23 protein-coding genes, 1 tRNA gene and 1 pseudogene are annotated in these 26,639 nt (G+C 62.8%); 11 read left to right on the top strand and 14 right to left on the bottom strand.

Annotated features, from left to right (window positions below; genetic code table 11):
• Positions 1–51: 51 nt before the first annotated feature.
• The 8 genes and pseudogenes from V4T21_RS04210 to V4T21_RS04170 all read right to left on the bottom strand — a co-directional run bounded on the left by V4T21_RS04210 (position 52) and on the right by V4T21_RS04170 (position 7,893).
• On the bottom strand, positions 52–792 hold the full coding sequence (locus tag V4T21_RS04210; protein WP_332713502.1) for a sulfite exporter TauE/SafE family protein: 741 nt from the start codon (positions 790–792) through the stop codon (positions 52–54).
• Between the two features lie 161 nt (positions 793–953).
• Complete coding sequence (locus V4T21_RS04205; RefSeq protein ID WP_440589631.1) at positions 954–2,666, bottom strand: amidohydrolase family protein; 1,713 nt, start codon at positions 2,664–2,666, stop codon at positions 954–956.
• Between the two features lie 400 nt (positions 2,667–3,066).
• Complete coding sequence (locus tag V4T21_RS04195) at positions 3,067–3,639, bottom strand: DUF308 domain-containing protein (RefSeq protein WP_332713500.1); 573 nt, start codon at positions 3,637–3,639, stop codon at positions 3,067–3,069.
• 44 nt (positions 3,640–3,683) lie between these two features.
• Positions 3,684–4,349 carry a YiaD family glycine zipper/OmpA-like lipoprotein gene (locus V4T21_RS04190; protein WP_332713497.1) on the bottom strand — a complete coding sequence of 222 codons (666 nt, stop codon included), beginning with the start codon at positions 4,347–4,349 and terminating at the stop codon, positions 3,684–3,686.
• Positions 4,350–4,375: 26 nt separating this feature from the next.
• Entirely contained in the window at positions 4,376–4,576 is a 201-nt protein-coding gene (locus V4T21_RS04185; RefSeq protein ID WP_332713494.1) for a hypothetical protein, read from the bottom strand.
• A 40-nt stretch (positions 4,577–4,616) separates the two neighbouring features.
• Positions 4,617–6,236 carry an MFS transporter gene (locus tag V4T21_RS04180; protein ID WP_332713491.1) on the bottom strand — a complete coding sequence of 540 codons (1,620 nt, stop codon included), beginning with the start codon at positions 6,234–6,236 and terminating at the stop codon, positions 4,617–4,619.
• Between the two features lie 18 nt (positions 6,237–6,254).
• Positions 6,255–7,264, bottom strand: a pseudogene (glsA, locus tag V4T21_RS04175) (glutaminase A).
• A gap of 554 nt (positions 7,265–7,818) precedes the next feature.
• Positions 7,819–7,893 (bottom strand) — tRNA-Gly (locus tag V4T21_RS04170).
• Between the two features lie 220 nt (positions 7,894–8,113).
• On the opposite strand from V4T21_RS04170, the gene V4T21_RS04165 reads away from it, so the two are divergent.
• The 3 genes from V4T21_RS04165 to V4T21_RS04155 are packed head-to-tail and all read left to right on the top strand — an operon-like array spanning position 8,114 to position 9,996.
• Entirely contained in the window at positions 8,114–9,049 is a 936-nt protein-coding gene (locus V4T21_RS04165) for a tetratricopeptide repeat protein (RefSeq protein ID WP_332713489.1), read from the top strand.
• Between the two features lie 33 nt (positions 9,050–9,082).
• Positions 9,083–9,742 (top strand): LON peptidase substrate-binding domain-containing protein, encoded by a 660-nt coding sequence (locus V4T21_RS04160; protein ID WP_332713486.1) that lies wholly within the window; start codon positions 9,083–9,085, stop codon positions 9,740–9,742.
• Positions 9,739–9,996 (top strand): Trm112 family protein, encoded by a 258-nt coding sequence (locus V4T21_RS04155; protein ID WP_332713483.1) that lies wholly within the window; start codon positions 9,739–9,741, stop codon positions 9,994–9,996. Before V4T21_RS04160 ends, V4T21_RS04155 begins: the two co-directional genes overlap by 4 nt.
• Before the next feature lie 182 nt (positions 9,997–10,178).
• On the opposite strand, the gene V4T21_RS04150 is transcribed toward V4T21_RS04155, so the two are convergent.
• A complete protein-coding gene (locus tag V4T21_RS04150) occupies positions 10,179–11,408 on the bottom strand; it encodes an FAD-dependent monooxygenase (protein ID WP_332713481.1) in 1,230 nt (409 codons plus the stop codon).
• A 292-nt stretch (positions 11,409–11,700) separates the two neighbouring features.
• Here V4T21_RS04150 and V4T21_RS04145 point away from each other — a divergent pair, with 292 nt between their 5' ends.
• The 5 genes from V4T21_RS04145 (at position 11,701) to V4T21_RS04125 (ending at position 18,155) form a co-directional block, all read left to right on the top strand.
• The gene (locus V4T21_RS04145) at positions 11,701–12,039 is read left to right on the top strand and encodes a P-II family nitrogen regulator (protein ID WP_332713478.1); all 339 of its coding nucleotides are present in this window, start codon (positions 11,701–11,703) and stop codon (positions 12,037–12,039) included.
• Positions 12,040–12,070: 31 nt separating this feature from the next.
• Entirely contained in the window at positions 12,071–13,441 is a 1,371-nt protein-coding gene (locus tag V4T21_RS04140; RefSeq protein WP_332713475.1) for an ammonium transporter family protein, read from the top strand.
• Positions 13,442–13,783: 342 nt separating this feature from the next.
• Positions 13,784–16,363, top strand: coding sequence for an FtsK/SpoIIIE family DNA translocase (locus V4T21_RS04135; protein WP_332713472.1), 2,580 nt, complete (start codon positions 13,784–13,786; stop codon positions 16,361–16,363).
• Between the two features lie 273 nt (positions 16,364–16,636).
• Positions 16,637–17,269: a LolA family protein gene (locus V4T21_RS04130; RefSeq protein ID WP_332713470.1), complete on the top strand. Its 633-nt coding sequence runs from the start codon at positions 16,637–16,639 to the stop codon at positions 17,267–17,269.
• Between the two features lie 79 nt (positions 17,270–17,348).
• Positions 17,349–18,155, top strand: coding sequence for an exodeoxyribonuclease III (locus V4T21_RS04125; protein ID WP_332713467.1), 807 nt, complete (start codon positions 17,349–17,351; stop codon positions 18,153–18,155).
• Between the two features lie 102 nt (positions 18,156–18,257).
• Here the strand turns inward: V4T21_RS04125 and V4T21_RS04120 are convergent, their stop codons facing one another.
• From V4T21_RS04120 to V4T21_RS04110, 3 genes are all read right to left on the bottom strand, one after another.
• Complete coding sequence (locus V4T21_RS04120; protein WP_332713464.1) at positions 18,258–18,710, bottom strand: cyclic nucleotide-binding domain-containing protein; 453 nt, start codon at positions 18,708–18,710, stop codon at positions 18,258–18,260.
• A gap of 221 nt (positions 18,711–18,931) precedes the next feature.
• On the bottom strand, positions 18,932–19,615 hold the full coding sequence (locus V4T21_RS04115; RefSeq protein ID WP_332713461.1) for a response regulator transcription factor: 684 nt from the start codon (positions 19,613–19,615) through the stop codon (positions 18,932–18,934).
• 106 nt (positions 19,616–19,721) lie between these two features.
• A complete protein-coding gene (locus tag V4T21_RS04110; protein ID WP_332713458.1) occupies positions 19,722–20,396 on the bottom strand; it encodes a YggS family pyridoxal phosphate-dependent enzyme in 675 nt (224 codons plus the stop codon).
• A gap of 94 nt (positions 20,397–20,490) precedes the next feature.
• Between V4T21_RS04110 and leuS the strand changes: the two genes are divergently transcribed.
• From leuS to holA, 3 genes are read left to right on the top strand one after another with little or no spacing between them, the layout of a single operon-like run.
• A complete protein-coding gene (leuS, locus tag V4T21_RS04105) occupies positions 20,491–23,112 on the top strand; it encodes a leucine--tRNA ligase (RefSeq protein ID WP_332713455.1) in 2,622 nt (873 codons plus the stop codon).
• 40 nt (positions 23,113–23,152) lie between these two features.
• A complete protein-coding gene (locus V4T21_RS04100; RefSeq protein WP_332713452.1) occupies positions 23,153–23,668 on the top strand; it encodes a hypothetical protein in 516 nt (171 codons plus the stop codon).
• Entirely contained in the window at positions 23,665–24,687 is a 1,023-nt protein-coding gene (gene holA / locus V4T21_RS04095; RefSeq protein WP_332713450.1) for a DNA polymerase III subunit delta, read from the top strand. Before V4T21_RS04100 ends, holA begins: the two co-directional genes overlap by 4 nt.
• 192 nt (positions 24,688–24,879) lie before the next feature.
• Here holA and V4T21_RS04090 read toward each other — a convergent pair whose 3' ends face one another.
• Both V4T21_RS04090 and V4T21_RS04085 read right to left on the bottom strand, forming a co-directional pair.
• Entirely contained in the window at positions 24,880–25,764 is an 885-nt protein-coding gene (locus V4T21_RS04090; protein ID WP_332713447.1) for a ParB/RepB/Spo0J family partition protein, read from the bottom strand.
• Positions 25,765–25,775: 11 nt separating this feature from the next.
• Positions 25,776–26,576 carry a ParA family protein gene (locus V4T21_RS04085; RefSeq protein ID WP_332713444.1) on the bottom strand — a complete coding sequence of 267 codons (801 nt, stop codon included), beginning with the start codon at positions 26,574–26,576 and terminating at the stop codon, positions 25,776–25,778.
• Positions 26,577–26,639: the final 63 nt, after the last annotated feature.

Here is a 26,639-nt window from a genome sequence, read left to right as displayed (position 1 = left end):
ACGAGCAGAGAAAAGGGCAGCTCACGCTGCCCTTTTTGTTTTGGGGTAAGATCAAATCCCAAATATCATCTTGAGGCCGATCACGCCCAGAAACACCAGGATCATCCTGTCGAACGCTTCGGCCGACAGTTTGGAAGCCAGCCACTGGCCCAGCGGCATGAAGATGAAGGTCGGCAGCAGCGCAAAAACCCCCTGCACCAGCCATTCGGGCTCCAGCACCCCCGCAATCCAGAGCGAGGGCGCTTGGACGATCCCCAGCGTGAGGAACATCGCCGAGATGGCGAAAACCAGCGGCTCCCGCCCCAGCCGCATCGCATGGATGAACGTCACCCCGATCGGGGCGGAAATCCCCGTCGCCCCATGCAGCAGGCCCGCTCCCAGCCCGGCCGGCACTGCCCAGCGCCGCGCCGCCTGCCCATCGACAACGAAATGCGGATTGACGATCCGAAGCACCAGATAGCCCACCAGCAGCAAGCCCAGCGTCAGCTCCAACCCCCGCTCGGGCACTGTCGTCAAAAACCAGGTCCCCCCGACGACCCCGATCACGCACGCGGCGAGCATGGGAATGAGAAACCCCGATTTCCGATCATCCCGCGCATGCCGAAACCGCCAGATCTGCCAGACGTTGGAAACGAATACGGGAATAAGCAGCACGGCGATGGCATGCTGGAGGCCGAACAGGGTGGCGAGCACCGGAATGGCGATGAGCGGCATGCCCATTCCGGTCGCCCCCTTCGCAACGGCCCCCGCACCGACGGCGACAAAGATCAGGGCCAGAGTGGAAAAGTCCATGGAGATACGCGCCGGGAAGGAAGGGAAATGCAGCGAACCCAAGAGCTAACCCAGCCTGCTCTCAAGCGCAATTGAAGGGCCCGGAAGATTTTCTCCCCGGCCCGACCGGATTGCGCGCGTGCCTTTCGCCTGAGGCACGCGCGCTTACCGAATAGCCGTCCTTAGAGGATGTTCTTGTAGATCACCCCATCCTTCATGATCACCAGCATATTGTGTTCGGGATCGGCGACCAGCGCCAGGTTTTCCAGCGGATTGCCGTCGACCAGCAGGAGGTCCGCAAAGGCTCCCTCGCTGACGACGCCAAGGTCGCCGGGATAGGGATTGCGATTGCCCGTCAGCAGCAGCAATTCGGCATTCGTCGCCGTCGCCATCTGCAAGGCCTCCGCCGGGGTGAACCAGCGTTCAAGCTGCACCAATGTCGCCCCCTGGGCCTGGGCCAGCAAGGACGAGAACAGGATATCGGTGCCGAAGGCCATCTTAATATCGTACTGTTTGGCCAGCATATATGCACGGTTCGTTCCATGGAGAACCTGCAGGAACTTTTCACTGGATTCGGGCGGCAGGCCCGCTCCCAACAGTTCGTGGAACGGCTGGATGCCCAGCCATACATCGTTGTCGGCGATCATTTGCGCCGTTTCGGCGTCCATCAGATGCCCATGCTCGATGACCCTGACGCCTGCTTCGATCGAAGTCTGGATCGCATCGGGCGTATAGGCGTGAACGGCGACATATGTGCCCCAGTTTTCGGCGGCCTCGACGGCGGCCCGCAACTCTTCGAGTGTAAAGGTCGAAACGTCGAGCGGGCTGAAGGGCGAGGCCACGCCGCCACCCGCGGTCAGCTTCACATGCACGGAACCCTGCATCAATTGCTCGCGCACGCGCATGCGGACTTCATCGGGACTGTCGGCGACCATGGCCATGCCCAGTTCTTCCATGCGCACCAGTTTTCCGATTTCACGCGGCAGATCGGCAAAGGTGCGGAAATCGCCATGCCCGCTGGTAACGGTGATCATCGCCCCCGAGGGATAGATGCGAGGCCCTGGGATCAGTCCGGTATCGATGGCGCGCTTGAGATCGAAGCTCGCGCCGCCCATGTCGCGAACGGTGGTAAACCCGCGCATCAGCGTCGCCTCGGCTTCGACGCCCGCGACGAGATTGAAATAGCCGGGGTTCATGGTGACGTCGGGGGGCACGCCGACCAGCATTGCGTGCCAATGGGCATCGATAAGGCCGGGCATCAGCGTATCCCCATCGCCATCGATAATGGTGGCACCGGTGGGCACATCGATCGGATCGGCCGAGATTTCCGCTATAAGATTGCCTTGGACCAGGACGTTGGAAACTTCCGAAAGCTCGGGCGAATTGCCGTCGAATATCCGGACGTTGCGGAAAAGGATGGCGTCCGAGGTCTCCGCCACCTCCTCGGCTTCTTCTCCATTGCCCGAGAGCGGAGCCAGCAGGTCGAAGGTCGCCAGCATCGTGCCGTCCTCTGCGATCAGCGTGAGGACCTCGCCGCTGCTCTCAAACGAGGCTGTGCTTTCAAGTGCATCGAGGAACGCCTGCTCGACGGCGTGACGCTCATCCTCGCATCCCATGCGGGTCATGAAGCCGTTGCTGATCGAAATCCCCTCGCCGGCGGCAGTGGCCTGACTGCCGAACGTGTTGCAGCCCGTATTGCCATTGATGCTGCCATCGGCATTGAACGTTGCGATCGGCTCGTGTTCGGGAACCAGGGTGACATCGAGCAGGCTGGTGGCCTGCCAGGTGCCGGTCGGCAAATCCCCAGTTGGTGAAGCTTGTGCGCTCAAACCCGCATCCGCAGCAACGCAACTTTCCAGAACGTCACCATCGGGCGCCGTGTGATCGAGGATCATCTCGCTCAGATGCCATGTGTTGCCATCCATTTGCCAATTGAGGCCCCGCTCGGGATCGAGCCCCTGTTCGGTGGCGAAACGGTCACCGGCCGATTGGACGGCATAGAGGTCGAACTCCTGCCCCATATAGGTCAGCGTAATGCCCTCTTGGTCCTGGCCCGATCCAAACCGAACGGTGATGACGTTCCCACTCTCGCACTGAAAGTCCATCTCCGCTTGCGCCTGGGCATTGGCGATCGATCCGACCCCGCCCGTGACCGCAATTGCCACAAGCCCGCCTAGGGCCAGTGCCGGCACAATCGATTGTTTGATCATGTTCACAACTCCCGTTCACCTTCAATTATTGCGCATGTGCATGCCGGACGATTGGTCCCGGCACACGAGGACGAGCCCTTGCCTATTATCGCAGGCCGTCGGATGACCGCTGGCGCCAGGAGCGGACAAAAAGGCTGATCGCATAAACGATCATCAGCACCGCCACGACCCGAGCCAGAAGCGCGGCGGCGGAGAGGGGAACGACAATAATGGCGAGGCCGAACAGCGCGTAGGCCCCGCCGCTCACTACATATCCCCAAAGCGAGCGGTCCGACCGTCTGGGCGCCGACGTCCCGCGCGCCAAAACCGGCGACAGCATTTCGATCACCCCGACCGCGATGGCCTGCAACCCGATCAACCAGCGCAGCACATCGATCGTCATGATGGACAAAAGCCACGGACTGAAGACGATCAACAGCCCCGCCGCGATGGCCGATACGCTGCGCAACAACCCGATCCAGAAGGGAAAATCGCGCCCGCCGGTGTTGAGGCTCGCAAGATTGAGAATGCCGTCGATAAGAAGAATTCCGCCCCCCACAAGCACGACAAAGCGTACGGCGTCCGTCGGAGAGGCAATGGCAAATCCGCCCGCGACGATCATGACGATGCCGCGTAACGCGGTCAGGGTGGTTGCCAGATTGGTGGTCTTTTCGGCCATTTCCCGATCCATTTCGTTTCAGTGTGAAGCGCCGAAGTCCAATTCTAGCCCGCGCGAAGAGGCACGATGCGGATTTCCACCCGGCGATTGAGAGCCCGTCCGGCTTCGGTCGCGTTGTCGGCAACCGGATTGTCGGGTCCGCGCCCCTCGACGAAGAACCGGCGCGGATCGACGCCGAATTGGGCGAGCACGCGCGAGACAGCGGTGGCGCGCTGCTGGGAAAGCTGCATGTTGTAGGCGCGCGTCCCCGTGGAATCGGTATGGCCGACGATATCGACAAGGGACTGGTTGAATTCCTGCAGGACCAGCGCCACCGACCGCAGCGTGGTATTGAACTGGGGCTGCACGTCGAACTGGCTGACGCCGAAGGTGACGTTGGAGGGCATGTTGAGAATGATGTTGTCGCCCACCCGGGTGACCGACACGCCGGTGCCGCGCAATTGGGCGCGAAGCTGGTCTTCCTGCCGGTCCATGTAAACGCCGATCGAGCCCCCGGCCAGGGCGCCGACCCCCGCCCCGATCAGGGCACCGGCCCGTGTATCGCCGCGGGCCGAACCGATCAGGGCACCGGCCACCGCCCCGGTGCCGGCGCCGATCAGAGCGCCCCCTGTCGTGTTGGTCACGCGCCGTTCACCGGTGAACGGATCTGACGTGCAGGCGGCCAGAAGCATGGCGAGGCTGGCTGGCAGCAAGACCAGTTGCGTTTTCATGACGATCTCCCTTTGTCACGTTTTGCTCAAAGCCCGTTGTTCCGGGCATTGATCTTCCAGACGAGCAGCACGATCCCCGCCAAAACCGCAATGACCCCGATGACGGTCATGGGCGTGGACGCGTAATAGATGCCTGCCGCGGCCAGGATGACCCCGACAATGAGCAGCGCCATCGCCACGATCTTCTTGGCAAAGAGCATTTGTGGATTATCTGTCTGCGCAGCCATGATGTTCTCCCTTCAAGTGCTGACATAAAACCCGGACGGTCTAGGGTGGCGGAATTTCGCCCGGCCGGTATTGCGGCAGTCTGCCCGCCGGAATGATGGTCAGAATGGCCAGACCCGACATGATGAGCAGCCCGATCTTGAGAGCGTTCAATCTCGCCTCGGTATTGACCCGTATCGCTTCGGCCTTCTGTTCGTCGCTGGCGTCGGTATTGGCGATGATGGTCTCGAATTGGTCGTTGCTCACGAAGGTGATGTTGTCGAGATCGACCTGTTGCTGCATTTCGACCGGCAGCACCGGATTATCGGCCAACCGGGTCATGACCGCCGCGCTCAGCAGCCCCACCATCAATGCCCCGGCCAACGCCGTGCCGACCGCCGCCGCCAGATTGTTCGTCGTCCCGCGCAGCGAACCCACATCGCCCGCCAATTCCTTTGGCGCCGAGGTCACCAAGACGTTAAAAACCAGCGTGACCAGCGCGCCCTGTCCGATGCCGAAGGCGATGAGGCCGAACAGCACGGGAATGGAGCTCCAGTCGTTCCTGACGACGAAGGCAAGCCAGATCAGCGCCGCCGCGCAAAGGACGAAGCTGAACCGCGCGATCTGCCTCGGGCTGAATTTCTGGTAGAAGCGCACCACCACCAATGCCGCGAAAAACACAGTGAGATTGAACGGCAGCATGGCGACGGCTGTGGCGAGCGGGGAGCGTCCCTGAACGATCTGGATATAGAGCGGCACCGAGAAATTGAGAGCCGCTTCGAGCGCGACCACCGAGAACATGGCGTAAACCGCCGCCCGTTCGGTGGGGGACGCCAGGATGGAAAGCGGCAGCAAGGGCGTCTTGTTGGCCTCTTCGCGCCGCCGGCTCCACATGAAGAACCCTTGCCCCAGCACCACGCCCAGAACGATCATGACCGGCGCCGGCGAGAGCCCGAGCAGGGAAAATGGCGCGTTGGGACCCGCAAGCCCGAAACCCCAGCCATTGAGATTGTTGAACCCGAAGCTGATGAGAATGATCGCACCCGCCGCCAGAATGACGCCGACCCCGTCGATCGTGACATTGGGCCTGCCCTGGTCCGGCTTGAGGCGGAAACTGAGGAGGAAGACGAGCGCCGACGCCCCCATCAGCAGCCCGAACGCCGGACGCCAGCCGATATAGGTGCCCAGGATTCCCCCGACCAGAAAGGCCACGACACCGGCCCCCGCCCGGGCCGAACCGAGCGCACCCACCGCAGTGGCCTGTTGCTGACCGTGATAGTTCTCGGCGATCAGGGCGACCAGCGAGGGAACGATGATCGCGGCGGCAGCGCCGCACAGCGCCTGGGCAATGATCATCGAAGTGGCGTTGGGGCTGAAGGTCATCAGCGCCTGTGCGCAGCCGAACACGACGATCGCCACGCGGAAGACCTTGAGCGTGCCCAGCTTCTGGATCAGTTTGGCGCCGAGCATGACGAACCCGGCCACGATCATCGAATAGGCGACGATACCGGTGGCAATCGTCGTGGGTGGCGCGCCGAACGCTTCCACCATGCCCGACATGGCCACAGGCAGCGAGGCCACATTGTAGGACATAATGGCCTGGCCCAGCGCAATCGCGATCAGCGGAACCCAGGATTCACGCTGTTGAGCCGCTTCTCCATTGACAGTCGTTGCCGCAGTCATCGTGCCCTCCTGCTTGCCCTAAAACGATGTGTTCCCCGGTGCCGAAACCAGCAGATCGAGCCCGAGCCGCTGGGACAGAAACTGGGCCACGAGCTGGCCCCTGACGCTGTTGCCCGCCGCATCGAGCGGCGGCGAAAACGTGCCCAGCCCACCCTTGCCCGGCGAAATGGTGACGATGCCACCGCCGATACCGCTCTTGCCCGGCAGACCGATCTCATAGAGCCAGTCGCCCGAAGTCTCGTACATCCCGGCGGTGAGCATGACGGCGAGCGTATAGTGACAGACATCGGGCCTGACGATCTGCTCGCGGGTGACGGGGTTGAACCCACCATCGGCAAGCGTCGCCCCCATCACGGCGAGGTCGCGCGCGCTGACATCGAGAGAACACTGCCTGGTGTAGAGGTCCACCGCCTCTAGCGGATCGCAATAGAGGCGCCCGGAGCTTTCGAGCATCCAGGCTATGCTGCGATTGCGGAAATTGGTTTCCGACGCGGAGCATAGACTTCGTCATTGACAGCCAGCGTCCGCCCCGCAAAGCGCGACAGCCCCTCAAGGATAAAATTCCACTTGTCTTCGAAAGTGCGCCCCGGCGTCAGGCTCGTCGTGGCGATGGCGCCGGCATTGACCATGGGGTTGGTGCGCCCGCTCGGCGAGCGCTCGATCCCGGCAAGGGAATTGAAGGCATGCCCGGTCGCGTTGACCCCGAGCCTTTCGCGCGCGCCCGTCGCCCCGATCGTCTCGCATATCAGTGCGAAGACGAACGGCTTGGAAACGCTCATGATGGTGAATTCGTGCCCGGCATCGCCAGCGCTATGCACGCGACCCTGGGTATCGACCATCGCGATGCCAAAAAGCTGCGCGGGAACGCGCGCCAGCGCCGGATAGACGGCCGAAACATCGCCCTGATCCACGCCGGAAAACCGGGAATGGGCCTCAGCAACCAGCGCGTCCACCCGCGACGTGGCAGGCAGGGTCCCGGTCGATATGTAGGACTGCTCCGGATCAAAAAGAGGATCAAGCAATTCCATGTCGGCCTCCCTTCGGCCGCATTACCCTGGAAACCCGATGCCCCAAATAATATTTCCAGTCTGCCGCCAAGCGGCAAAACAGCAATATTTAAATTAATAATATTAATATTCTTATGTTTTTGTACGGAGCCGAGTGCATTCGCCAAAACCTCGACCACACGGCAAAATCTAACGGTTCAATACGTTGGAATTTCCCGCCCGGTAGTCAAACTTATTTCCAAACACGAAGAATGGCAAGACGGATGTTTGGAGGCCGCAAAAGACGGAGGCTCCCAAACCCAATCCGCAGCGCCCGCCCGCCTCCCCGGCAGTCAAAATGTGCCCGCCCTTTAAACATCACATGATCACCCCGAGCGCCGCCGTAACTTGGTTTCCGATTCCAGCACTCCTGTCGGATTGGAAAGCGCGGAAATGCGGATGTGAAATAGCCAAAGAACCCCCCATGGAACCGAAATGGAACCAGGGGTCCAACCAAGCAATCGTGAAGTGAATTCCAAACAAGCAAAAAGGGCCTCCCGGCCCTTTGCACCCAAAGCCCTCAGGCTTGGAATTTTTGGAGCGGGCGATGAGATTCGAACTCACGACCCTAACCTTGGCAAGGTTATGCTCTACCCCTGAGCTACGCCCGCACTCCAGTCCCGGCGCGCTCTTGGCGGCACCGCGATGGGCGCCTATATGCCCAACCGAAATGACAATTGCAACCCATATTTTCACTCATCCGATCAAGTCGGCGCCAGCGCCCGAACCGGGCGACGCCCGCTGGGCTTTTGCACGAGCGGTCGGGTTGGTGTAAGGGTCGATCCAACGTCCGGCGCGCCAGACCGCGCGCCCAGCAAAGGGCACGAAAACATGGACCTAAGCCTCAATTCCTCCCAGCCACAGGATACCGGATCGCTGATCGTCGACTCCTCGACGGCGGGCTTCCAGGCCGATGTGCTCGAAGCGTCGCTCACCCGGCCCATCCTCGTCGATTTCTGGGCGCCCTGGTGCGGGCCGTGCAAGCAATTGACCCCCACGCTCGAAAAAGTCGTCACCGCGCTCAAGGGCAAGGTCGGTCTGGTCAAGATCAATGTCGACGAGAATCAGGCCCTCGCGGGCCAGATGGGCGTACAATCGATTCCGGCGGTCTTCGGCTTTGTCGGGGGGCGTCCGGTGGATGGGTTCATGGGCGCGCTACCCGAAAGCGAAGTGACCCGTTTCGCCGATAAGCTGATCGAAATGGCCGCCCGCGCCGGCGTCGGCGGTCCCTCGGAGGCCGAAAGCCAGATCGCCGCGGCGATGGAAGCGGCCCAGGCCGCGCTCGAAGCCGAGGATTTCGAGCGGGCCTACCAGATTTTCGCGACCGTCCTGCGCCACGCGCCCGACAATATCGACGCCATCGTCGGCATCGCCACGGTCCAGCTCAAGACCGGCGATCGCGACGGCGCGCGTGAAACGCTCTCCATGCTGCCCGAGGATCACAACCATCCCGGCGCCCAGGCCCTGGCCAAGGCGATAGCGCTCGAAGAGGAAGCCGAAAAGCTGGGAGACGCCGCCGGGCTCGAACGGGCCATTGCGGCCAACCCCACCGATCATCAGGCGCGCTTCGATCTCGCCATGATCCGCAATGCCAAGGGCGACCGGCTCGGGGCCGCGCAGATGCTGATCGCCATCATGGAAAGCGACAGGGAGTGGCAGGAGGACGGAGCGCGAAAGAAGCTCCTCGAATTCTTCGACGCCTGGGGCGCCAAGGACCCCGCGACGCTCAAGGGCCGCCGCATGCTGTCCTCGCTGCTGTTTCGCTGATTTCCAAACCCGAGCCCGAAAAAAGGAGCCGCCATGCGCCGCCCGGCCTCGATTTCTGAAATGCCGGACATGCTCGCCCTCTTTCCCTTGAGTCGCGCCCTGCTGCTGCCCGGAACCCACCGCCCGCTCAACGTCTTCGAGCCGCGCTTCGTGACGATGGTCGACGACGCGCTGGCCGGCAACCGCATGATCGGGCTCATCCAGCCGCGCGACACCTCCGAGGAAGCGCCGCGCGGCCAGGTGCCGCTCGAAAAGATCGGATGCATCGGCCGGATAACCCATTTCGAGGAACAGGCCGAAAATCGCTATTTCATCATCCTCGAAGGCGTCTGCCGCTTCGCGCCGGTCGAGGAGCTGACAACCGCCACGCCCTATCGTCAGGCGCGGATCGACATTTCGGCTTTCGCCGCCGATTTTTCGCCTTACCTCGGCGAAGAGGCTGTGGATCGGGGCCGGTTGACCTCGGTGCTGCGCACCTATGCCGAATTCGCCGAGATCGACGTCGATTGGGAAGAAATCGAGGACATGAGCACGGGCGAGCTTATCAACCTTGCCGCCATGCTCGGGCCCCACGGGCCGCTCGAAAAGCAGGCGCTTCTCGAAGCGACGACCCTTGTCGAGCGCGCCGAAACCCTCATGGCCCTTGCCGAAATGGAGATGGCGCGGGCGCGCTCCGGCGTCGTGCTGCAATGAGCTCCCCCCCGGCCAAACCCGATGGCGAAGCCGAGCATCCGCGCTACCGGCTCGATCCGCGCACCATCGAAATGCTGGTCTGCCCCATCACCAAGACGCGCCTGACGCTGGCCAATGACGGAACCGAATTGATCTCGATCGTCGCCCGCTACGCCTTCCCCATCCGCAAGGGCGTGCCGCTTCTGGTGGTCGACGCCGCCCGCCGCATCGACGAATCCGAAGTCGAGGCCTTGCGCAACCGCCCGGCCGATTAACGCGGGGTCGGTACTCGGACGCCTTGGCCTGCGGCAGTGGATTTCCGGGAATAAATCCCGGAATGACCGTCTGCGCTTCAGGCAACACCCTGCCCACACTCCCCTGTCACCCTGGGATTTATTGCCGGGGTCCAGCAGCGGACTCTCTCCAGCCCTGACCATTAGCCGAAAGCCGGTTCAGCCTAAGGCGCCAACCCCTTGAGCAGCTTCGCTCCGGACGTCCCCGCCGCCTGGGCCATGAACGCCCCCTTGAGCGGTTCGACCCGGTCGACAAGGGAAAGCCCCAGATCGCGCAGCGCCCGCATGGGCGCGATATCGTTGGAAAACAACCGATTGAGCCCGTCGGTCGCCAGCGCCATGGTCGCGGTGTCGCCGCGCCGCCGGCGCTCGTAGCGCTCAAGAACGTCCAGACGGCCGAAATCCTCGCCCAGCCTGATGGCATCGACAAGCACCTCGACCAGCACCGCCACGTCCCGCAGCCCCAGATTGAGCCCCTGGCCGGCAAGGGGGTGGATGACATGGGCGGCATCGCCCACCAGCGCCACGCGCGGCGCGGCGAACCGATGCGCCAGAACCAGGCTGAGCGGAAAGCTCTGAACCTTTTCGGCGATCTCGACCCGTCCCAACACCGATCCCATCGCCGCCTCGATCCGCAGGGCGAGGTCGCCCGGTGTCATGGCCAGAAGGGCCTGCGCCATATCGGGCGTCTCGGCCCAGACGAGCGACGACTGGTCGCCCTTGAGCGGTAGCGACGCGAAGGGCCCGGCGGGGAGGAAATGCTCATAGGCGACGTCATGATGGGGCTCGGAGTGGCCGATGGTCGTCACCAGCCCCGCCTGGCGATAATCATGGGAAAATGCCTTGATGCCGGCCAATCCGCGCAATGTCGAACGCCCCCCATCGGCGGCGATGACCAGGGTGGCCTTGAGTTTGCGTCCATCCTCCAGACTCACTTCGGCCAGGGCCGGCCCGACCGTCAGACCGGCGACGGCGCCGGGTTCGAGCACTTCGATCGAACTTCCGACCGCCGCGAGCAGGGCCGGCGCGCTCGCCCTGTTGGGCACCATATGGGCGAACGGTTCGCCGGGCGCGGCGCCGTCGGCGAAATCGAGAAACACCGGACGCGCCAGATCGCCCGCGCCCGAATCGGTGATCTTCATTTCGGCGATCGGGTTGGCGGCATCGGCCATGCCCGGCCAGACGCCGATGGCCTCGAACATCTGCCGCACTCCGGTGGCGATGGCCGAGGCGCGCATATCCTGGGGCACCGACAATCGGCGTCTGTCGAGAAGGCCCAGGCGGATACCGGGGACGAAACGCGTCATCGCGATGGCGAGCGAGAGCCCGACCGGGCCGCCCCCAACCACCAGAACGTCCAATGCCTGTGTTTGCGCGCGATCCGCCATGTTCATTCCGTCCTTTCCGAATGGTGCCACCATGCGCCCCCTGCCGCCCCCAAGGCAAGGGGACCGATGCCGCATCGACGCTCGAGAGCGCGATGCCTGTAAATTAGGCATCAAAATCCCGCCTCACAATTTTATGCTCATATTTTATGCATTGCCGAATGTGGCAGGATTGCGTCCGTTAGTTCCCTTTAGAAAATTATCGATGTTTCCCAAAAGCTTAATCCAAAAAATCGGTTTTTGGCACGGCTTTTGAGTCCGTTTGTCCCGTGTCATGTGCGCAATCGGAAAGGGAGCACCCATGAAACTGGTAATCGCCATCATAAAGCCGTCGCGGCTCGAGGAGGTCCGGCAGGCGCTCAACTCACTCGACGTGCACGGCATGACCGTCACCGAGGTCAAGGGATACGGACGTCAAAAGGGGCACTCCGAGATCTATCGCGGCACCGAATACGCCGTTCACTTCCTGCCCAAGCTCAAGGTCGAAATCGCCGTGGACGCCGCCCAGGTCGATGCCGTGGCCAGCGCCATCAAGGATTCCGCCCAGACGGGCCGCATCGGCGACGGCAAGATTTTCATTCTCGATCTCGAACAGGCCATCCGCATCCGCACGGGCGAAACCGGCACCGAAGCCCTCTGACGGTTTGGCGTCCAAAAGGAGAAGAACAATCATGAATCCCAAGACAAATAAATTGCTGGGCATGGCGGCGATAGCATCCCTGCTCATCGCCCTGCCCGCCCTGGGGCAGGACGCTCCGGTCGAGGAGGCCGCAGCAACCCTTTCGGAAGGCGTTTCGGCCGATACCGTTTTCATCCTCAATTCGTTTCTGATGCTTTTCGGCGGCGTCCTCGTCATGTGGATGGCCGCCGGCTTTGCCATGCTCGAAGCGGGCCTGGTGCGCACCAAGAACGTTTCGATGCAGCTTTTGAAAAATATCGCGCTGTTTTCGATCGCCGCGATTTTCTACTATCTGATCGGCTACAATCTTATGTACCCGCTCGGCAACTGGACCATCGGTTCCGATGAGACCGGCGGCTATCTGGGCGCCTTCGGCATCGGCATTCTCGAAGCCGTGGGCGTCACCGCCGACACTGCCGACGATTTCTCCTACGCCGCGACCAGCTCGGATTTCTTCTTCCAGGTGATGTTCTGCGCCACCGCCGCATCCATCGTTTCGGGCACGCTGGCCGAGCGCATCAAGGTCGCGCCGTTCCTGGTCTTCACGGTCGTGCTGACCGCGCTGATCTACCCCATCCAGGCGTCCTGGAAGTGGGGCGGCGGTTTCCTCGACGCCATGGGCTTTCTCGATTTTGCCGGCTCGACTGTCGTTCACTCGGTCGGCGGCTGGGCAGCCCTGGCCGGCGCCATTCTCTTGGGCGCGCGCGCCGGCAAGTACAACCCGGACGGCACCGTCAACGCCATGCCCGGCTCGTCCATGCCGCTGGCCACGCTGGGCACCTTCATCCTCTGGATGGGCTGGTTCGGCTTTAACGGCGCTTCCCAGCTTGCCATGGGCACTGTGGGCGACATCGCCGATGTCGGCCGCATCATGGCCAACACCAATGCCGGCGCGGCCGGGGGTGCCGTCGCCGCGCTCGTCCTCACCGCCATCATCTACAAGAAAGTCGATCTGACCTTCGTTCTCAACGGCGCCTTGGCCGGTCTGGTTTCGATCACCGCCGAACCGCTGACACCGGGCCTGGGCACGGCCTCGCTCATCGGCGCCGTGGGCGGCATCATCGTGGTCTTTGCCGTTCCGCTGCTCGACAGGCTCCGGATCGACGACGTCGTCGGCGCGATCCCGGTTCACCTTTTCGCCGGCATCTGGGGCACGATCGCCGTGGTGTTTTCCAATGGCGACGCCAATCTGGGCGTTCAGCTCCTCTCGATCGTCGTCGTGGGCATCTTCGTCTTTGCGGTGAGCTTTGTTGCCTGGCTCATCCTCAAGACCACAATGGGCCTGCGCCCCAGCGCCGATGACGAAGCGCTCGGTCTCGACAAGGTCGAAGTCGGCGTCGAAGCCTATCCCGAGTTCCGCTAGAGCGCTTCCAGCAAAAGTGGACACCGCTTTTGCGGTTCGGAAGCGCGAAAAAACAAAGACTTAGAGCAGTTGAGCGATTCGAAGAAAAGCGAAAATACTCTAACCGGACTCGGCAACCCGGGCGCACGCGCCCGGGTTCTCCCCGCCGGAGACGGCATGCAGTCCATGCACCTCCTGACCCACATCCGGGAGGCCTTCCCACTCGCAAACCGCGTGGACTGCATCCCTTTTCCGGCCCCTCTCACCGGCGACGAAAAAATGCATCGCCCCGCTAATGAGAGGTTAACCATGCGCGGCTAGGGTTGGGTCGAAAAGTATTGCGTAAACCTGCCGGCAGTTCCGATGACCCTGCATCCTTCGTCGCATATGGACGACAGCCACCGCTCCACTCCGGTGCTCTCGATCACGATCCCCGTGCGTTTCGTGGGCTTGATCGTCGCCGCTCTCTGCGTGCTGAGCCTTGTGGCCATGGCATCCTGGAAGGTCGACGACCCCTCCTTTTCCTATGCCACCGACAAGCCGGTCGAAAACTGGCTGGGCTTTCCCGGCGCGGCGCTCGCCGATATCGGCTTCCAGATCCTGGGGCTGGGCGCCCCGCTGCTGCTCCTGCCCCCGCTGGTCTGGTCGTGGTCGATGATTCGCCGGATCGTGCCCTCCTATCTCGGACTGCGCCTCACCGGCTGGCTGCTGGGAACGATCCTGGCCACCGGCATGTTCGCCTGCATCCCCACCCCCGAAAGCTGGCCCCTGCCGCTGGGGCTGGGCGGCTTTGTGGGCACCGGCTTTACGTCGCTTTTTGCCACCATCTCGGGAGAAGCTCCCGAGGGTTGGGGCGCGATCCTCTACGGCGTCCTGCTGGCTGCCCCTGCGCTCGGCCTCATCTGGCTCGCCTCCCGCTCGCGCGCGGTCTTCGAGGAGGAGCCCTCGGTGCCCGCCAAATCCACCCGCCGCCGCGCCAAAACGCCCGAGCCGGAACCCGAACCCGAGGACACCGATTCGGCCGGCTTTTTCGACGTGGCGATCGGTTTTGCCGCCCATTCCTTCTACGGCACCCGCGCCGCGCTCAAGCGCGTCTTCCGCCGCGGTGCCAAGGAGCAGCCCCTCCCCGTCCGGACCTGGCAGGGCACCGATTTCGAGCCCCAGCTCGACCGCGCCATTCCGCTGGCCCGCAGCCCCGGACGCAGCGAACCGCAATTGGAGCGCGACTGGGACGACGAACCGGCCAATGACGATTACGACGACGATTATGCCCCGGCGCCCGACCGGCGCGCCTCGGCCGACGATATCGCCCGCCTGATCGTCGAGGACGGCCCCGCCGGCCGTGCCCGCGTCGCGGCCCCCGCCCCGCGTCCTGCTCCTTCGGCCCGCCAGGTGCGCGAGGCCCAGACTTCGTTCCTGCCCACCGACGGGTTCGAACTGCCCCCGCTCGAGCTCCTGGCCGCCCCCAGCGGCAACCAGCTCCTGCCCGAACACCACCCCGAAGCGCTCGAAGACAACGCCAAGCGCCTCGAAGGCGTGCTCGAGGATTTCGGCGTCAAGGGCGACATCATCAACGTCCGCCCCGGCCCGGTCGTCACCCTCTACGAACTCGAACCGGCCCCCGGCATCAAATCGAGCCGCGTCATCTCGCTGGCCGATGACATCGCCCGCTCGATGAGCGCCATTTCCGCCCGCGTCGCCGTGGTCCCCGGCCGCAACGCCATCGGCATCGAATTGCCCAACAAGACGCGCGAAACCGTGTTCCTGCGCGAGCTACTGGCCTCGAACGATTTCGACAAATCCAAGTCAAAGCTCCCCATTTGCCTGGGCAAAACCATCGGCGGCGAGCCCATCATCGTCGATCTGGCCCGCATGCCCCACCTCTTGATCGCCGGCACCACCGGTTCGGGCAAGTCGGTGGGCATCAACACCATGATCCTTTCGCTGCTCTACAAAATGACGCCCGAGCAGTGCCGCCTGATCATGATCGATCCCAAGATGCTCGAACTCTCGGTCTATGACGGCATCCCCCATTTGCTGACGCCCGTTGTCACCGACCCCGCCAAGGCGGTCGTGGCGCTCAAATGGGCGGTGCGCGAGATGGAGGACCGCTACAAGAAGATGAGCAAGATCGGCGTGCGCAATATCGACGGCTTCAACGCCCGCGTCGCCGAGGCCGCCGGCAAGGGCGAGGTGATCACCCGCACCGTGCAGACCGGTTTCGACCGGGAAACCGGCGAGGCGATCTTCGAATCCGAGGAATTCGATCTCGAACCGCTCCCCTTCATCGTCGTCATCGTCGACGAGATGGCCGATCTGATGATGGTGGCCGGCAAGGACATCGAAGGCACCATCCAGCGCCTCGCCCAGATGGCCCGTGCCGCCGGCATTCACATCATCATGGCCACCCAGCGCCCCTCGGTCGACGTCATCACCGGCACCATCAAGGCCAACTTCCCCACCCGCGTCTCCTTCCAGGTGACCTCTAAGATCGACAGCCGCACCATCCTGGGCGAACAGGGCGCCGAACAGCTCCTGGGCAATGGCGACATGCTCTACATGGCCGGCGGCGGGCGCATAAAGCGCCTGCACGGCGCGTTCGTGGCCGATGGCGAGGTCGAGGATATCGTCAGTCACCTCAAGAGCCAGGGCACGCCCGAATACCTCGAATCGATCACCGCCGAGGACGAAGACGGCCAGATGGGGGGCTTTGACGACGATGGCGGCTTCGGCGGCTCGGGCGACGAGCTCTACGACAAGGCCGTCAACATCGTGCTCTCCGACAAGAAGGCCTCGACCTCCTACATCCAGCGCCGTCTTTCGGTCGGCTACAACAAGGCCGCGACGCTGATCGAGCGCATGGAGCAGGAGGGCATCATCTCCCCCGCCAACCACGCCGGCAAGCGCGAGGTCCTGGTCGGCGACAACGCGGACGGATATTGAGCGCTTCCAGCAAAAGTGGGCACCACTTTTGCGGTTCGGAAGCGCGATGACAAAAGACTAGAACTCGAAGAAAACGAAAACGCTCCGGTGCGGAACCACAAGGACACACGGGGAGTTTATCGCCGAACCCCTCCCCGGTTCCCGCTCTTGCCGCAATTGGGTCTTACCCCGGCGCTTTGAGCGCTTCCAGCAAAAGTGGAATCCACTTTTGCGGTTCGGAAGCGTGACAAAACAAGGGGCAGACAGCCTTAAATATCGATCGGAGTTTCCGCGATGCTTCGCCTAGCCGCCGCAATGCTTACCACCGTCCTCGCCGTCCTGATGCTTTCCGTGCCGGCTTCGGCCCAGACCCGCACCCTGACGCCGGACGAGGAATTCGCGCTCCAGGAGATTTCCCAGCACAACAGCGCCGTCCGCACCATGGCTGGCCGGTTCGTCCAGATCGACAGCCAGGGCGGCCGCATCGAGGGCACGTTCTGGCTCAAGCGCCCCAATATGGTGCGCTTCCGCTACGCCCCGCCCAGCCGCGAGGAAATCATCTCCCAGGGTTCGGGCTTTTACGTCATCAACCGCCAGGACCGCACCCAATACGCCTATGCCCAGGAACACGTGCCGCTGCGCCAGTTCCTCGGCGACCAGGTGAGCCTCATCAATTCCAATCTCTCCGACGTCATCTTATCGGAAACCCATGTTTCGGTGATGATCACCGATGACAGCCCCATCGGCACGGTGCAGGTTTCCCTGATCTTCGACCGGGCGACAAATGATCTTGTGCAGTGGAGCCTGATCGAACCCTCCGGGGTCGAAACCACCTTCTCGATCACCGAGACCCAGCAGGGCATGGACATTCCCAACAATTATTTCACGATCGATCCGACCTACCGGTCGGTCTCGGCCCCCAACTGATCGTCACCGGGCCGGGGCTTTACCGCACCGGCCCGGATGGCCATAAAGGCGGCGACCCTTTCCAGCTCCCGAGTCGCCCATGCCTTCGCTTGCCACCTGGAACATCAATTCGGTGCGGTTGCGGCTGCCCATCGTCCTCGATTTCCTGTCCCAATACGCCCCCGATGTCCTGTGCCTGCAGGAGATCAAATGCACCAACGACCAGTTTCCGGCCAACGCGCTGGCCGAGGCCGGTTACGCCCATCAGGCCGTTCACGGCCAAAAGGGCTATCACGGGGTCGCCATCGTCTCCAAACACCCGCTCGACGAGATCACAACGCGCGGCTTTTGCGACATTCCCGACAGCCGGCACGTCTCGGCCCGCGTCGATATGGGCCACGGTCCCCTCACCGTGCACAATTTCTATGTGCCCGCCGGCGGCGACGAGCCGGACCCCGACATCAACCCCAAATTCCGCCACAAGCTCGATTTCCTGGCTGAAATGCAGGATTGGTTCGACGATCTGGTGTTCGACGAACGCCAGCTGATCTGCGGCGATTTCAACGTCGCCCCGCATGAAAACGACGTCTGGAACCACAAGCAGCTTTTGAAGGTGGTTTCCCACACCCCGGTCGAAACCGAAGCGCTCAACCGCCTGCTCTCGCGCCGCAATTGGGTCGATCTGGTGCGCCAGCACATCCCCATCGAGGAAAAGATCTATTCCTGGTGGAGCTACCGCGCCCGCGATTGGGAGATTTCCGACCGGGGTCGGCGCCTCGATCACATCTGGGCCACGCACGACATCGCGGAACGCACCCGCGCCGCCCATATCCTGCGCCCGGCCCGCGGGTGGTCGGACAAGCCCTCCGATCACGTGCCGGTTCTTGTCGAATTCGAAGCGCTCTAGAGTGCGATCAGGAAAAGTTGCAGACTTTTCCGGTTCGATCGCACGACCAAACAAATACTTAGAGCCCCAGGCCGATTCAATCGGGCTGGATCAGGCTCTAGCTCAGCCGGTAAATCGGCCGCCGAGCTGGGCGATGGAATCGAGATAGCGCACAAGCTCGGCCCGCAGCGTCTGGGCCACGTCCTCGGCAAGCTCGGGATGATTGCGCAAAAGCTTGAGGAACGGCTCGCGGGGGACGAACAGCGCGACGCTCGAGCGCGTCGCCTTGATGGTCGAGGCGCGCGGCCGGGTGAGCATCAGCCCCAATTCACCCACCAGCGCCACCGGCTCGACGCGGAACCTTCCGCCGCCCTGAGCCTCGGGATCGCTGGCTTCGAGCGCGCCCGACGTCAGAACATAGGCCCCGTCGGCGGCGTCTCCCGCCGAATAGAGCGTATCCCCCGGCCGCAGCGCCACCTCTTCGGCAACGAAGGCCAGAAGGCGAAGCTGATCGTCCGAAAAGGCCGCAAAGATGTCGAGTTCACCGAACGCGGACACCGCCGCCGCTTCGTCCATACCTGCCCCCAAGCCAAGCTTCGAGCGTGTCCGGACACGCAACCCAACTGAACCGAGGCCCTATGATTGCCATATATTGCCGCCCACGCAAAGGCTTAGGCCATTTGGCGTAAAAAACCCGCCCGCCTTTGTGGCAATGGCGTCATCCCAAGCCCCACCCTGTCCTTTATTCCCGGAATCCAGCACAGCACCGGCAAGAAACACAAAATTATCGGGTTTCCTCACGGCACGAGGCGATAGCCCCCTTCCTCGGTGACTAGCAGCCGCGCATTGGACGGATCGCGCTCGATCTTCTGGCGCAGCCTGTAGATATGGGTTTCCAGCGTATGGGTGGTCACCCGGTTGTTGTACCCCCAGACCTCGGCCAGCAGAACGTCGCGTGAAATGGTTTTCGACCCCTGGCGGTAGAGGAATTTGAGGATCGATGTTTCCTTGTCGGTCAGCCGGATCTTGTTGCCGTCCCCGTTTTCGAGCAGCCTCGCCGCCGGCTGGAAGCTGTAGGGCCCGATGGAAAACACAACGTCCTCGCTCTGGTCGTGCTGGCGCAGGGCGGCGCGCATGCGGGCCAGCAGCACCGAAAAGCGGAAGGGCTTGGTGACATAGTCATTGGCCCCGCTTTCGAGCCCCAGCACCTCGTCGGCCTCGCTGTCCTGCCCGGTCAGCATGATCACCGGGGCGCGGAACCCCTCATTGCGCATGATCTTGAGCGCCTCGCGCCCATCCATGTCCGGAAGCCCCACATCGAGCAGCATGAGATCGAAATTGCCCGATTTGGTTTTCTGCCGCGCCGCGGCCACCGTATCGGCCTCGGTGATTTCGAATTCATCATAGCTCTCGAGCTGCCCGATCAGCGCGGCCCTCAAATCGGCATCGTCATCGACAACCAGCAAACGGCGCTTGATCATGGCAAATCTCCGATTCCTCTCGGCCGGTGGCCTATATGCCCCGACACTTTAAAATTCTCACGTTCCAATCTAGGTTTGGACCTTGGCGGCGCCAATCACATGCGCGTTATCGCGCACCGAACAGCGCCGAGCCGACCCGAACCTGGGTGGCACCCATGACGATCGCCGTCTCGAAATCCGCGCTCATGCCCATGGAGAGCTGATCGAGCCCGGCCTGGCTGGCAAGATTGGCCAGTTGCGCGAAATAGGGGCCCGGCGGCGCATCGAGAGGCGGGATGCACATCAATCCAACGATATCGAGCCCATATTGATCCTTGCAGCGGGCGACGAATTGGACGGTTTCTCCAATCTCGACACCAGCCTTCTGGGCTTCGCCCCCGATATTGACCTGCACGAAGCACGGCAGGCGGCGGCCCTGCTTTTCCATCTCGGCGGCAAGGATCTTGGCCAGTTTGTCGCGGTCGACGCTTTCGATGACGTCGAAAAGCGCCACCGCATCGGCCGCCTTGTTGGTCTGGAGCGGGCCGATCAGGTGCAGCACCAGGTCGGGCTGGGCCGCCTTGAGCGCCGGCCATTTGCCCTGCGCCTCCTGCACCCGGTTCTCCCCGAAGTGGCGCTGGCCCGCACCAATCAGCGGCACGACATCGTCTGCGGAAAACGTCTTGGACACGGCGACCAGCTCGACCGGCCCCGACCCGGCAATGCGCGCTGCGGCGCGGTCGATCCGCTTCCTGATCTCGGCAAGCCTCGAAATGGCGGTTTCCGGGACGTTCTGGCTCATGGCAAATGGTTGACCTTCCGGCGCTTTTCTGGTGATGGTCGCCTACCCAATTTCTCGTCTCTTCTCAAGTCTAGGGCCCCGACCGGTACTTTCTATGGCAAACGCTTCCGAGCGCTACAATCCGCGCGAACAAGAACCATTCTGGCAAAAAGTCTGGGCCGACAAGAACACCTTCGTCACCGACAATGACGATCCGCGTCCTCCCTATTATGTTCTTGAGATGTTCCCATATCCCTCGGGCCGCATCCACATGGGCCACGTGCGCAACTACACGATGGGCGACGTCGTCGCCCGTTTCCAGCGCGCCAAGGGCAGGAACGTGCTCCATCCCATGGGCTGGGACGCCTTCGGCATGCCCGCCGAAAACGCGGCGATGGCCAACAAGGTCCATCCGCGCGACTGGACCTATGACAACATCGCGTCCATGCGCAAGCAATTGCAATCCATGGGCTTTTCGCTCGACTGGAGCCGCGAGTTCGCAACCTGCGACGAAGAATATTACCACCGCCAGCAGATGCTGTTCATCGACATGCTCGACGCCGGGCTCGTTACGCGCAAGACCTCCAAGGTCAATTGGGACCCCGTCGACCAGACCGTCCTTGCCAACGAACAGGTGATCGACGGGCGCGGCTGGCGTTCCGGTGCGCTGGTCGAACAGCGCGAGCTGACCCAGTGGTTCTTCAAGATTTCCGATTTCGCCGAGGAACTGCTCGAAGCCATCGATACGCTGGACGACTGGCCCGACAAGGTGCGCACCATGCAGCGCAACTGGATCGGGCGCTCCGAAGGCCTGCGCGTGCTCTTCGAGATCAATGGTGCCGATGAGGACCACAAGACCGTCGAGATCTTCACCACCCGCCCCGACACCCTGTTCGGCGCCTCCTTCGTCGCTCTCTCGCCCGACCACCCGCTGACCGCCCATCTGGCCAAATCCGACCCGGCGCTGGCCGAGTTCGTCGCCGAATGCCGCCGCATGGGCACCTCGGTCGAAGCGATCGAAACCGCCGAAAAGAAGGGCTACTGCACCCCGCTCACCGTGAAACACCCGGTGATCGAAGGAGCGACGCTGCCCGTCTACGTCGCAAATTTCGTTTTGATGGATTACGGCACCGGCGCTATCTTCGGCTGCCCCGCCCACGACCAGCGCGACCTCGATTTCGCCCGCAAATACGATCTGCCCGTGATCCCCGTCGTCCTGCCGCCCCAGACCGAGGCCGCAGGCTTTGCCATCGGCACCGAGGCCTATACCGGCCCGGGCGTTGCGTTCAATTCGGACTTTCTCGACGGCCTCGATATCGACGCCGCCAAGGCGGCCATCGCCGAGCACCTGGAAAAAATCAAGATCGACGGTAAGCCCCAGGGCGTGCGCCAGGTCAATTACCGCCTGCGCGACTGGGGCATTTCCCGCCAGCGCTATTGGGGCTGCCCCATCCCGGTGATCCATTGCGACAATTGCGGCATCGTGGCCGTGCCCAGGGACCAGCTGCCCGTCCGCCTGCCCGAGGACGTCGAGTTCGACACCCCCGGCAACCCGCTCGACCGGCACCCAACCTTCAAGCACGTCGATTGCCCCAATTGCGGCGCCAAGGGCCGGCGTGAAACCGATACCATGGATACCTTCGTCGATTCCTCCTGGTATTACGCCCGCTTCACCGCCCCCCGCGCCGAAACGCCGACCATCCCCGAAATGGCCGACAAATGGCTGCCCGTCGACCAGTATATCGGCGGCATCGAGCACGCCATCCTGCACCTGCTCTATTCGCGGTTCTTCACCCGCGCCATGAGCAAGACCGGTCATATGGACGTCACCGAGCCCTTCAAGGGCCTCTTCACCCAGGGCATGGTCACCCACGAGACCTATAAGGACGCCGCCGGCCAGTGGGTGCCCCCGTCCGATGTCGCGATCGAGACCCATGACGGCGAGCGCGTCGCTCGCTCGACCGCCGATGGCGCCAAAATCACCATCGGCTCGGTCGAAAAGATGAGCAAATCCAAGCGCAACGTCGTCGACCCCGACGACATGATCGCCACCTATGGCGCTGACACCGCGCGCTGGTTCGTGCTCTCCGATTCCCCTCCCGAGCGCGACGTCCAGTGGACCGAGGCTGGCATCGAGGGCGCCTGGCGCTTCGTCCAGCGCATCCATAAGCTGGTCGGCGAAGCGGGCGAAGTGCTCGCAAGCGAGCCTGTAACCATGGACAGCGAGGACCCGCGCGTCCTCGACATCCTCAAAGCCGCCCACAAGGCGACCGCCCAGATCGAAGCCGATCTCGCCGGCCTGCGCTTCAACCGCGCCGTGGCCCAGATCTACGAATTGGCCAACGCCATCCAGCGCTTCATGGCCCAGACGAGCCAATCTCCCTCGCTCCCGAGCCTTGCGGCCCTGCGCGTGGCGATCGAGCGCCTGATCCAGTTCACCGCCCCCATGATGCCCCATCTTGCCGAAAGCTGCTGGCAGACCTTGGGCCATGAGACGATGGTCTGCGACACGCCCTGGCCTGAGGCCGATCCGGCCTATCTCGTCGACGATACCGTGGTCATCGCCGTGCAGGTCAACGGCAAGCGGCGCGGCGAAATCGAAATGCCCAAGGATGCCCCCAACGCCCAGGTCGAGGCAGCGGCCTTGTCTCTGGAGGCGGTTGCGCGCATCCTCGATGGCAATCCTCCAAGGAAAGTCATCGTCGTGCCCAACAGAATCGTCAACATCGTTTGCTAATACAGCAGGAAAACCGCCAGAGAACGAGGATTTCGAGCAAATGCAGCGAGTCGAGAAAAAGCGCAACCACTCCAGCATTCTCCGCGCCGCCGCCTTTGCCCTGGCCGTCTCGGCCCCTCTCGTTCTGGCCGGGTGCACGCTGACCCCGGTTTATGGCGATGCGGCAGCGGCACGATCCGAACTGGCGCTCAACTATGCCGAGCCCTCCAGCCGGCTCGAGCAGATCGTCTATCAGACGCTCGCGGCCCGGCTGCGGCCCGGCGACACAGACGCCCCGACGCTTTCGGCCACGGTCTCCTCGCGTTCAAGCAACGCCGGGCTTTCCGATGTGGCAAGCCCGATGACCGATCGCCAGATGACCGTCACCATCAACTATAGCGTCACCCGGAACGGAACGGTGGTCACCAGCGGCCGCCGCGACGCCAGCGTCGGCTACCAGACCAGCGGCCAGTACCTTGCCGACGATTCCGCGCGTGCCGGCGCCCAGGAACAGGCGGCCCGCGCCGCCGCCGAAAACGTCCGGCTGGCGCTGATCGCGGCCCTCGCCTCCCAATGACGGCGCTCAAGGGCCGCGATATCGATAAATTCCTGGCCCAGCCCGATCTTGCCTCCGGCCTGGTGCTCGTTTACGGCCCCGACATGGGGCTGGTGAGCGAAAATGCCGGCCGCCTGGTGCGAAAATTTGCCGGCGATCCGCCCGATCCGGAAAGCCTTTCCCAGCTCCATATGAGCGAGATCGACGCCGATCCCCAGCGGCTCGGCATCCTGGCACGCAGCCCTTCGCTGTTCGGCGGCGGAACGACGATCCGCATCCGCGGCGCGGCCAACAAGCTCGGCCCCACCTTGACCGAACTGCTCGATGAAGGCGCCCAGGCCGTGTTCATCGTCGAAGGCGGCGATCTCAAGCCCTCCGACGGCCTGCGCAAACTGGCCGAGAGCCGCAAGGACGCCCGCGCCCTGCCCTGCTACGCCGATTCCGGGCAGACCATCGACGCACTGATCCGTGAAACCTTCGCGACGGCAAATATTTCGCTCGAAGCCGATCTGGTGCCCATGTTGCGCGAAATGCTCGGCAATGACCGCCAGATCACTCGCCGCGAACTGGAAAAACTGGTTCTTTTCGCCGGCGAAGACGGCAAGCTCACCCGCGACGACGTCAATCGCCTGTGCGGCGACAACGCCGCATTGGCCATCGATGCCGTCGTCGATGCCATCGCCACAGGCCACGCCCGGCGCTTCGATGAAGCCATGACACGCGCCACCAGCGCCGGCACCGACGCCCAGCGCCTGCTGATCGTTTCCATGCAGCATTTCTCACGTCTGCGGGCCATGCGCGCCGAAATGGACGCCGGCACCAATCTCGATCAGGTCGTCAGCCGGGCAGTTCCGCGCATCCACTTTACGCGAAGGTCAAGCGTCGAACAGCAATTGCGCCTCTGGTCCGACGATGCCCTCGGTTCGGCCTGCAACCGTCTCGCGACGGCAATCGCCGATAGCCGCAAAAACGGCCCGCTCGCCGTTTCGATCGGCCGCCAGGCAATGCTCGCCGTGTGCATGGCTGCAGCAAGACGCTAATGAATTCAAAAGCTTGGCACGATGTTTCACGTGCAACGCGAGAGCGCTTCCAGCAATAAATCCTAGGGTGACGGGGCTTGGGTGTGGGCAGGGTGTTGCCTAAAACTCAGATTGTCATTCCGGGATTTATTCCCGGAATCCAGAGCAGCACGAGCCAAGGCCACCTGAATGTCGATCCAGCCCAGGCTTGACTCAATACGTCAACAACCGCGTACAAACCCCGTCGAGCTGTTCCAGCGTCTTGTAGCGGATTTCCAACTTACCGCCGCGATCGCGATGTTCCAGCGTCACCGACAATCCCAGCGCATCGGAAAGCTGCTTTTCCAGAGCCAGCGTATCGGCATCCTTTGACGAAGGACGCTTTTCGCCCGTCCCGGCCGGGGCCCGGCGCACTTCGCTATCCTTTTGGTGCAATGCTTCCGCCTCGCGCACCGAAAGCCCCGCATCGACGATGCGGCGCGCCAACCCCAGCGGATCATCCGACGTGATCAGCGTCCGCGCGTGGCCGGCGGTCAATTCCCCGCGACCCAGCATGTCCTGCACTTCGCTCGGCAATCGCAACAGGCGCAGGGTGTTGGCAACATGGGAGCGGGATTTGCCGATCACCTGGGCCAGATCGTTCTGGGTATAGTCGAACTGCTCGATGAGCTGGCCATAGCCCTGCGCCTCTTCGAGCGGGTTGAGATCGGCGCGCTGAACGTTCTCGATGATCGCCAGCTCCAGCGCTTCCTTGTCATCGACCTCGCGGATGATAACCGGCACTTCATGCAGGCCGGCCCGTTGCGCCGCGCGCCAGCGGCGTTCGCCGGCGATGATCTCATAGACATCAGGGCCCTGCTCGCTCGGGCGCACTAGAAGTGGCTGCATCACGCCCTTTTCGCGGATCGAATTGGTCAGATCCTCGAGCAATTCGGGATCGAAATCCTTGCGCGGGTTGGAACGGCTGGCGATGATGAATTCGACGGGAAGCCGGCGCGTGCCGGTGCTCGATTCAGCCTGTCGGGGCGCATCGATGGGCTGCATGTCTCCGATGAGAGCGGCAAGGCCGCGGCCGAGACGAGTGGGTTTGTCGTTCATGGTCTTCTCCATCAGGCCGCCCGCAATTGGCGCTCGCGCTTGATCACTTCGGTGGCCAACCGAAGATAGGCTTGGCTTCCCGCGCATTTGAGATCGTAAAGCAGCGCCGGCTTGCCATAGGACGGCGCCTCGGACAGCCGGACGTTGCGCGGGATGACCGTATCGTAAACCAGCGTGCCCATATGTTCGCGAACGTCGCTGAGCACCTGTTCGGAAAGGTTATTGCGCTTGTCGAACATCGTCATCACCACGCCCTGGATCGAAAGGCGCGGATTGAGCGTTGAGCGAATCTGCTCGATGGTCTGCAGCAATTGGCTCAGCCCCTCGAGCGCGAAGAATTCGCACTGCAAGGGCACGACCACGGCATCGGCGGCGGTCAGGGCGTTGATGGTCAAAAGGTTGAGCGAAGGCGGGCAATCGATCAGCACATAGGTGATGGGCTTGTTGTCGATCGTCACCTCGCCCACATTGTCCAGCGCCGATTTAAGGCGAAACGCCCGATCGCGCTCGGCGGCGATGGTCAGCTCGACCCCGAGAAGATCCATAGTCGAAGGGACGATGGCGACATTGGGCACCGATGTCAGTACCGCGGCTTCCTTGACCGTCGCTTCATTGAGCAGCAGATCGAAGGACGAACGCTCGCGCTGCTGGCGCCCCAGCCCCAGGCCGGTCGAGGCATTGCCCTGCGGATCGAGGTCGATGATCAGAACCCGCTCGCCGATAGCGGCCAGGGCCGTGGCAAGATTGATGGCCGTCGTCGTCTTGCCGACGCCGCCCTTCTGATTGGCGAGTGTGAGGATACGAGGATGCATCTGACCTCCGAAACCATATCGGTTTCAAACACCTGAACGCCTTGGGCAAAAGTGAAAACCCGC

The organism is Pelagibacterium mangrovi (assembly GCF_036662815.1).
GTDB classification, from domain to species: Bacteria; Pseudomonadota; Alphaproteobacteria; order Rhizobiales; family Devosiaceae; genus Pelagibacterium; species Pelagibacterium mangrovi.
The sequence above is the reverse complement of the archived record's forward strand: the minus strand, read 5'-3'. Positions and strand labels throughout refer to the sequence as shown.

Bases quoted from the DNA above. Each gene is read 5' to 3' on its own strand.
- V4T21_RS04110 (WP_332713458.1), bottom strand. From the start codon at position 20,396: ATGAGCCAGAACGTCCCGGAAACCGCCATTTCGAGGCTTGCCGAGATC.
- V4T21_RS04125 (WP_332713467.1), top strand. From the start codon at position 17,349: ATGCCTTCGCTTGCCACCTGGAACATCAATTCGGTGCGGTTGCGGCTG.
- V4T21_RS04090 (WP_332713447.1), bottom strand. From the start codon at position 25,764: ATGAACGACAAACCCACTCGTCTCGGCCGCGGCCTTGCCGCTCTCATC.
- V4T21_RS04155 (WP_332713483.1), top strand. From the start codon at position 9,739: ATGAGCTCCCCCCCGGCCAAACCCGATGGCGAAGCCGAGCATCCGCGC.
- V4T21_RS04120 (WP_332713464.1), bottom strand. From the start codon at position 18,710: ATGGACGAAGCGGCGGCGGTGTCCGCGTTCGGTGAACTCGACATCTTT.
- V4T21_RS04180 (WP_332713491.1), bottom strand. From the start codon at position 6,236: ATGACTGCGGCAACGACTGTCAATGGAGAAGCGGCTCAACAGCGTGAA.
- V4T21_RS04085 (WP_332713444.1), bottom strand. From the start codon at position 26,576: ATGCATCCTCGTATCCTCACACTCGCCAATCAGAAGGGCGGCGTCGGC.
- V4T21_RS04135 (WP_332713472.1), top strand. From the start codon at position 13,784: ATGACCCTGCATCCTTCGTCGCATATGGACGACAGCCACCGCTCCACT.
- V4T21_RS04165 (WP_332713489.1), top strand. From the start codon at position 8,114: ATGGACCTAAGCCTCAATTCCTCCCAGCCACAGGATACCGGATCGCTG.
- V4T21_RS04210 (WP_332713502.1), bottom strand. From the start codon at position 792: ATGGACTTTTCCACTCTGGCCCTGATCTTTGTCGCCGTCGGTGCGGGG.
- V4T21_RS04195 (WP_332713500.1), bottom strand. From the start codon at position 3,639: ATGGCCGAAAAGACCACCAATCTGGCAACCACCCTGACCGCGTTACGC.
- V4T21_RS04100 (WP_332713452.1), top strand. From the start codon at position 23,153: ATGCAGCGAGTCGAGAAAAAGCGCAACCACTCCAGCATTCTCCGCGCC.
- V4T21_RS04130 (WP_332713470.1), top strand. From the start codon at position 16,637: ATGCTTCGCCTAGCCGCCGCAATGCTTACCACCGTCCTCGCCGTCCTG.
- leuS (WP_332713455.1), top strand. From the start codon at position 20,491: ATGGCAAACGCTTCCGAGCGCTACAATCCGCGCGAACAAGAACCATTC.
- V4T21_RS04140 (WP_332713475.1), top strand. From the start codon at position 12,071: ATGAATCCCAAGACAAATAAATTGCTGGGCATGGCGGCGATAGCATCC.
- V4T21_RS04185 (WP_332713494.1), bottom strand. From the start codon at position 4,576: ATGGCTGCGCAGACAGATAATCCACAAATGCTCTTTGCCAAGAAGATC.
- V4T21_RS04205 (WP_440589631.1), bottom strand. From the start codon at position 2,666: ATGATCCTCGATCACACGGCGCCCGATGGTGACGTTCTGGAAAGTTGC.
- V4T21_RS04145 (WP_332713478.1), top strand. From the start codon at position 11,701: ATGAAACTGGTAATCGCCATCATAAAGCCGTCGCGGCTCGAGGAGGTC.
- V4T21_RS04160 (WP_332713486.1), top strand. From the start codon at position 9,083: ATGCGCCGCCCGGCCTCGATTTCTGAAATGCCGGACATGCTCGCCCTC.
- V4T21_RS04115 (WP_332713461.1), bottom strand. From the start codon at position 19,615: ATGATCAAGCGCCGTTTGCTGGTTGTCGATGACGATGCCGATTTGAGG.
- V4T21_RS04190 (WP_332713497.1), bottom strand. From the start codon at position 4,349: ATGAAAACGCAACTGGTCTTGCTGCCAGCCAGCCTCGCCATGCTTCTG.
- V4T21_RS04150 (WP_332713481.1), bottom strand. From the start codon at position 11,408: ATGAACATGGCGGATCGCGCGCAAACACAGGCATTGGACGTTCTGGTG.
- holA (WP_332713450.1), top strand. From the start codon at position 23,665: ATGACGGCGCTCAAGGGCCGCGATATCGATAAATTCCTGGCCCAGCCC.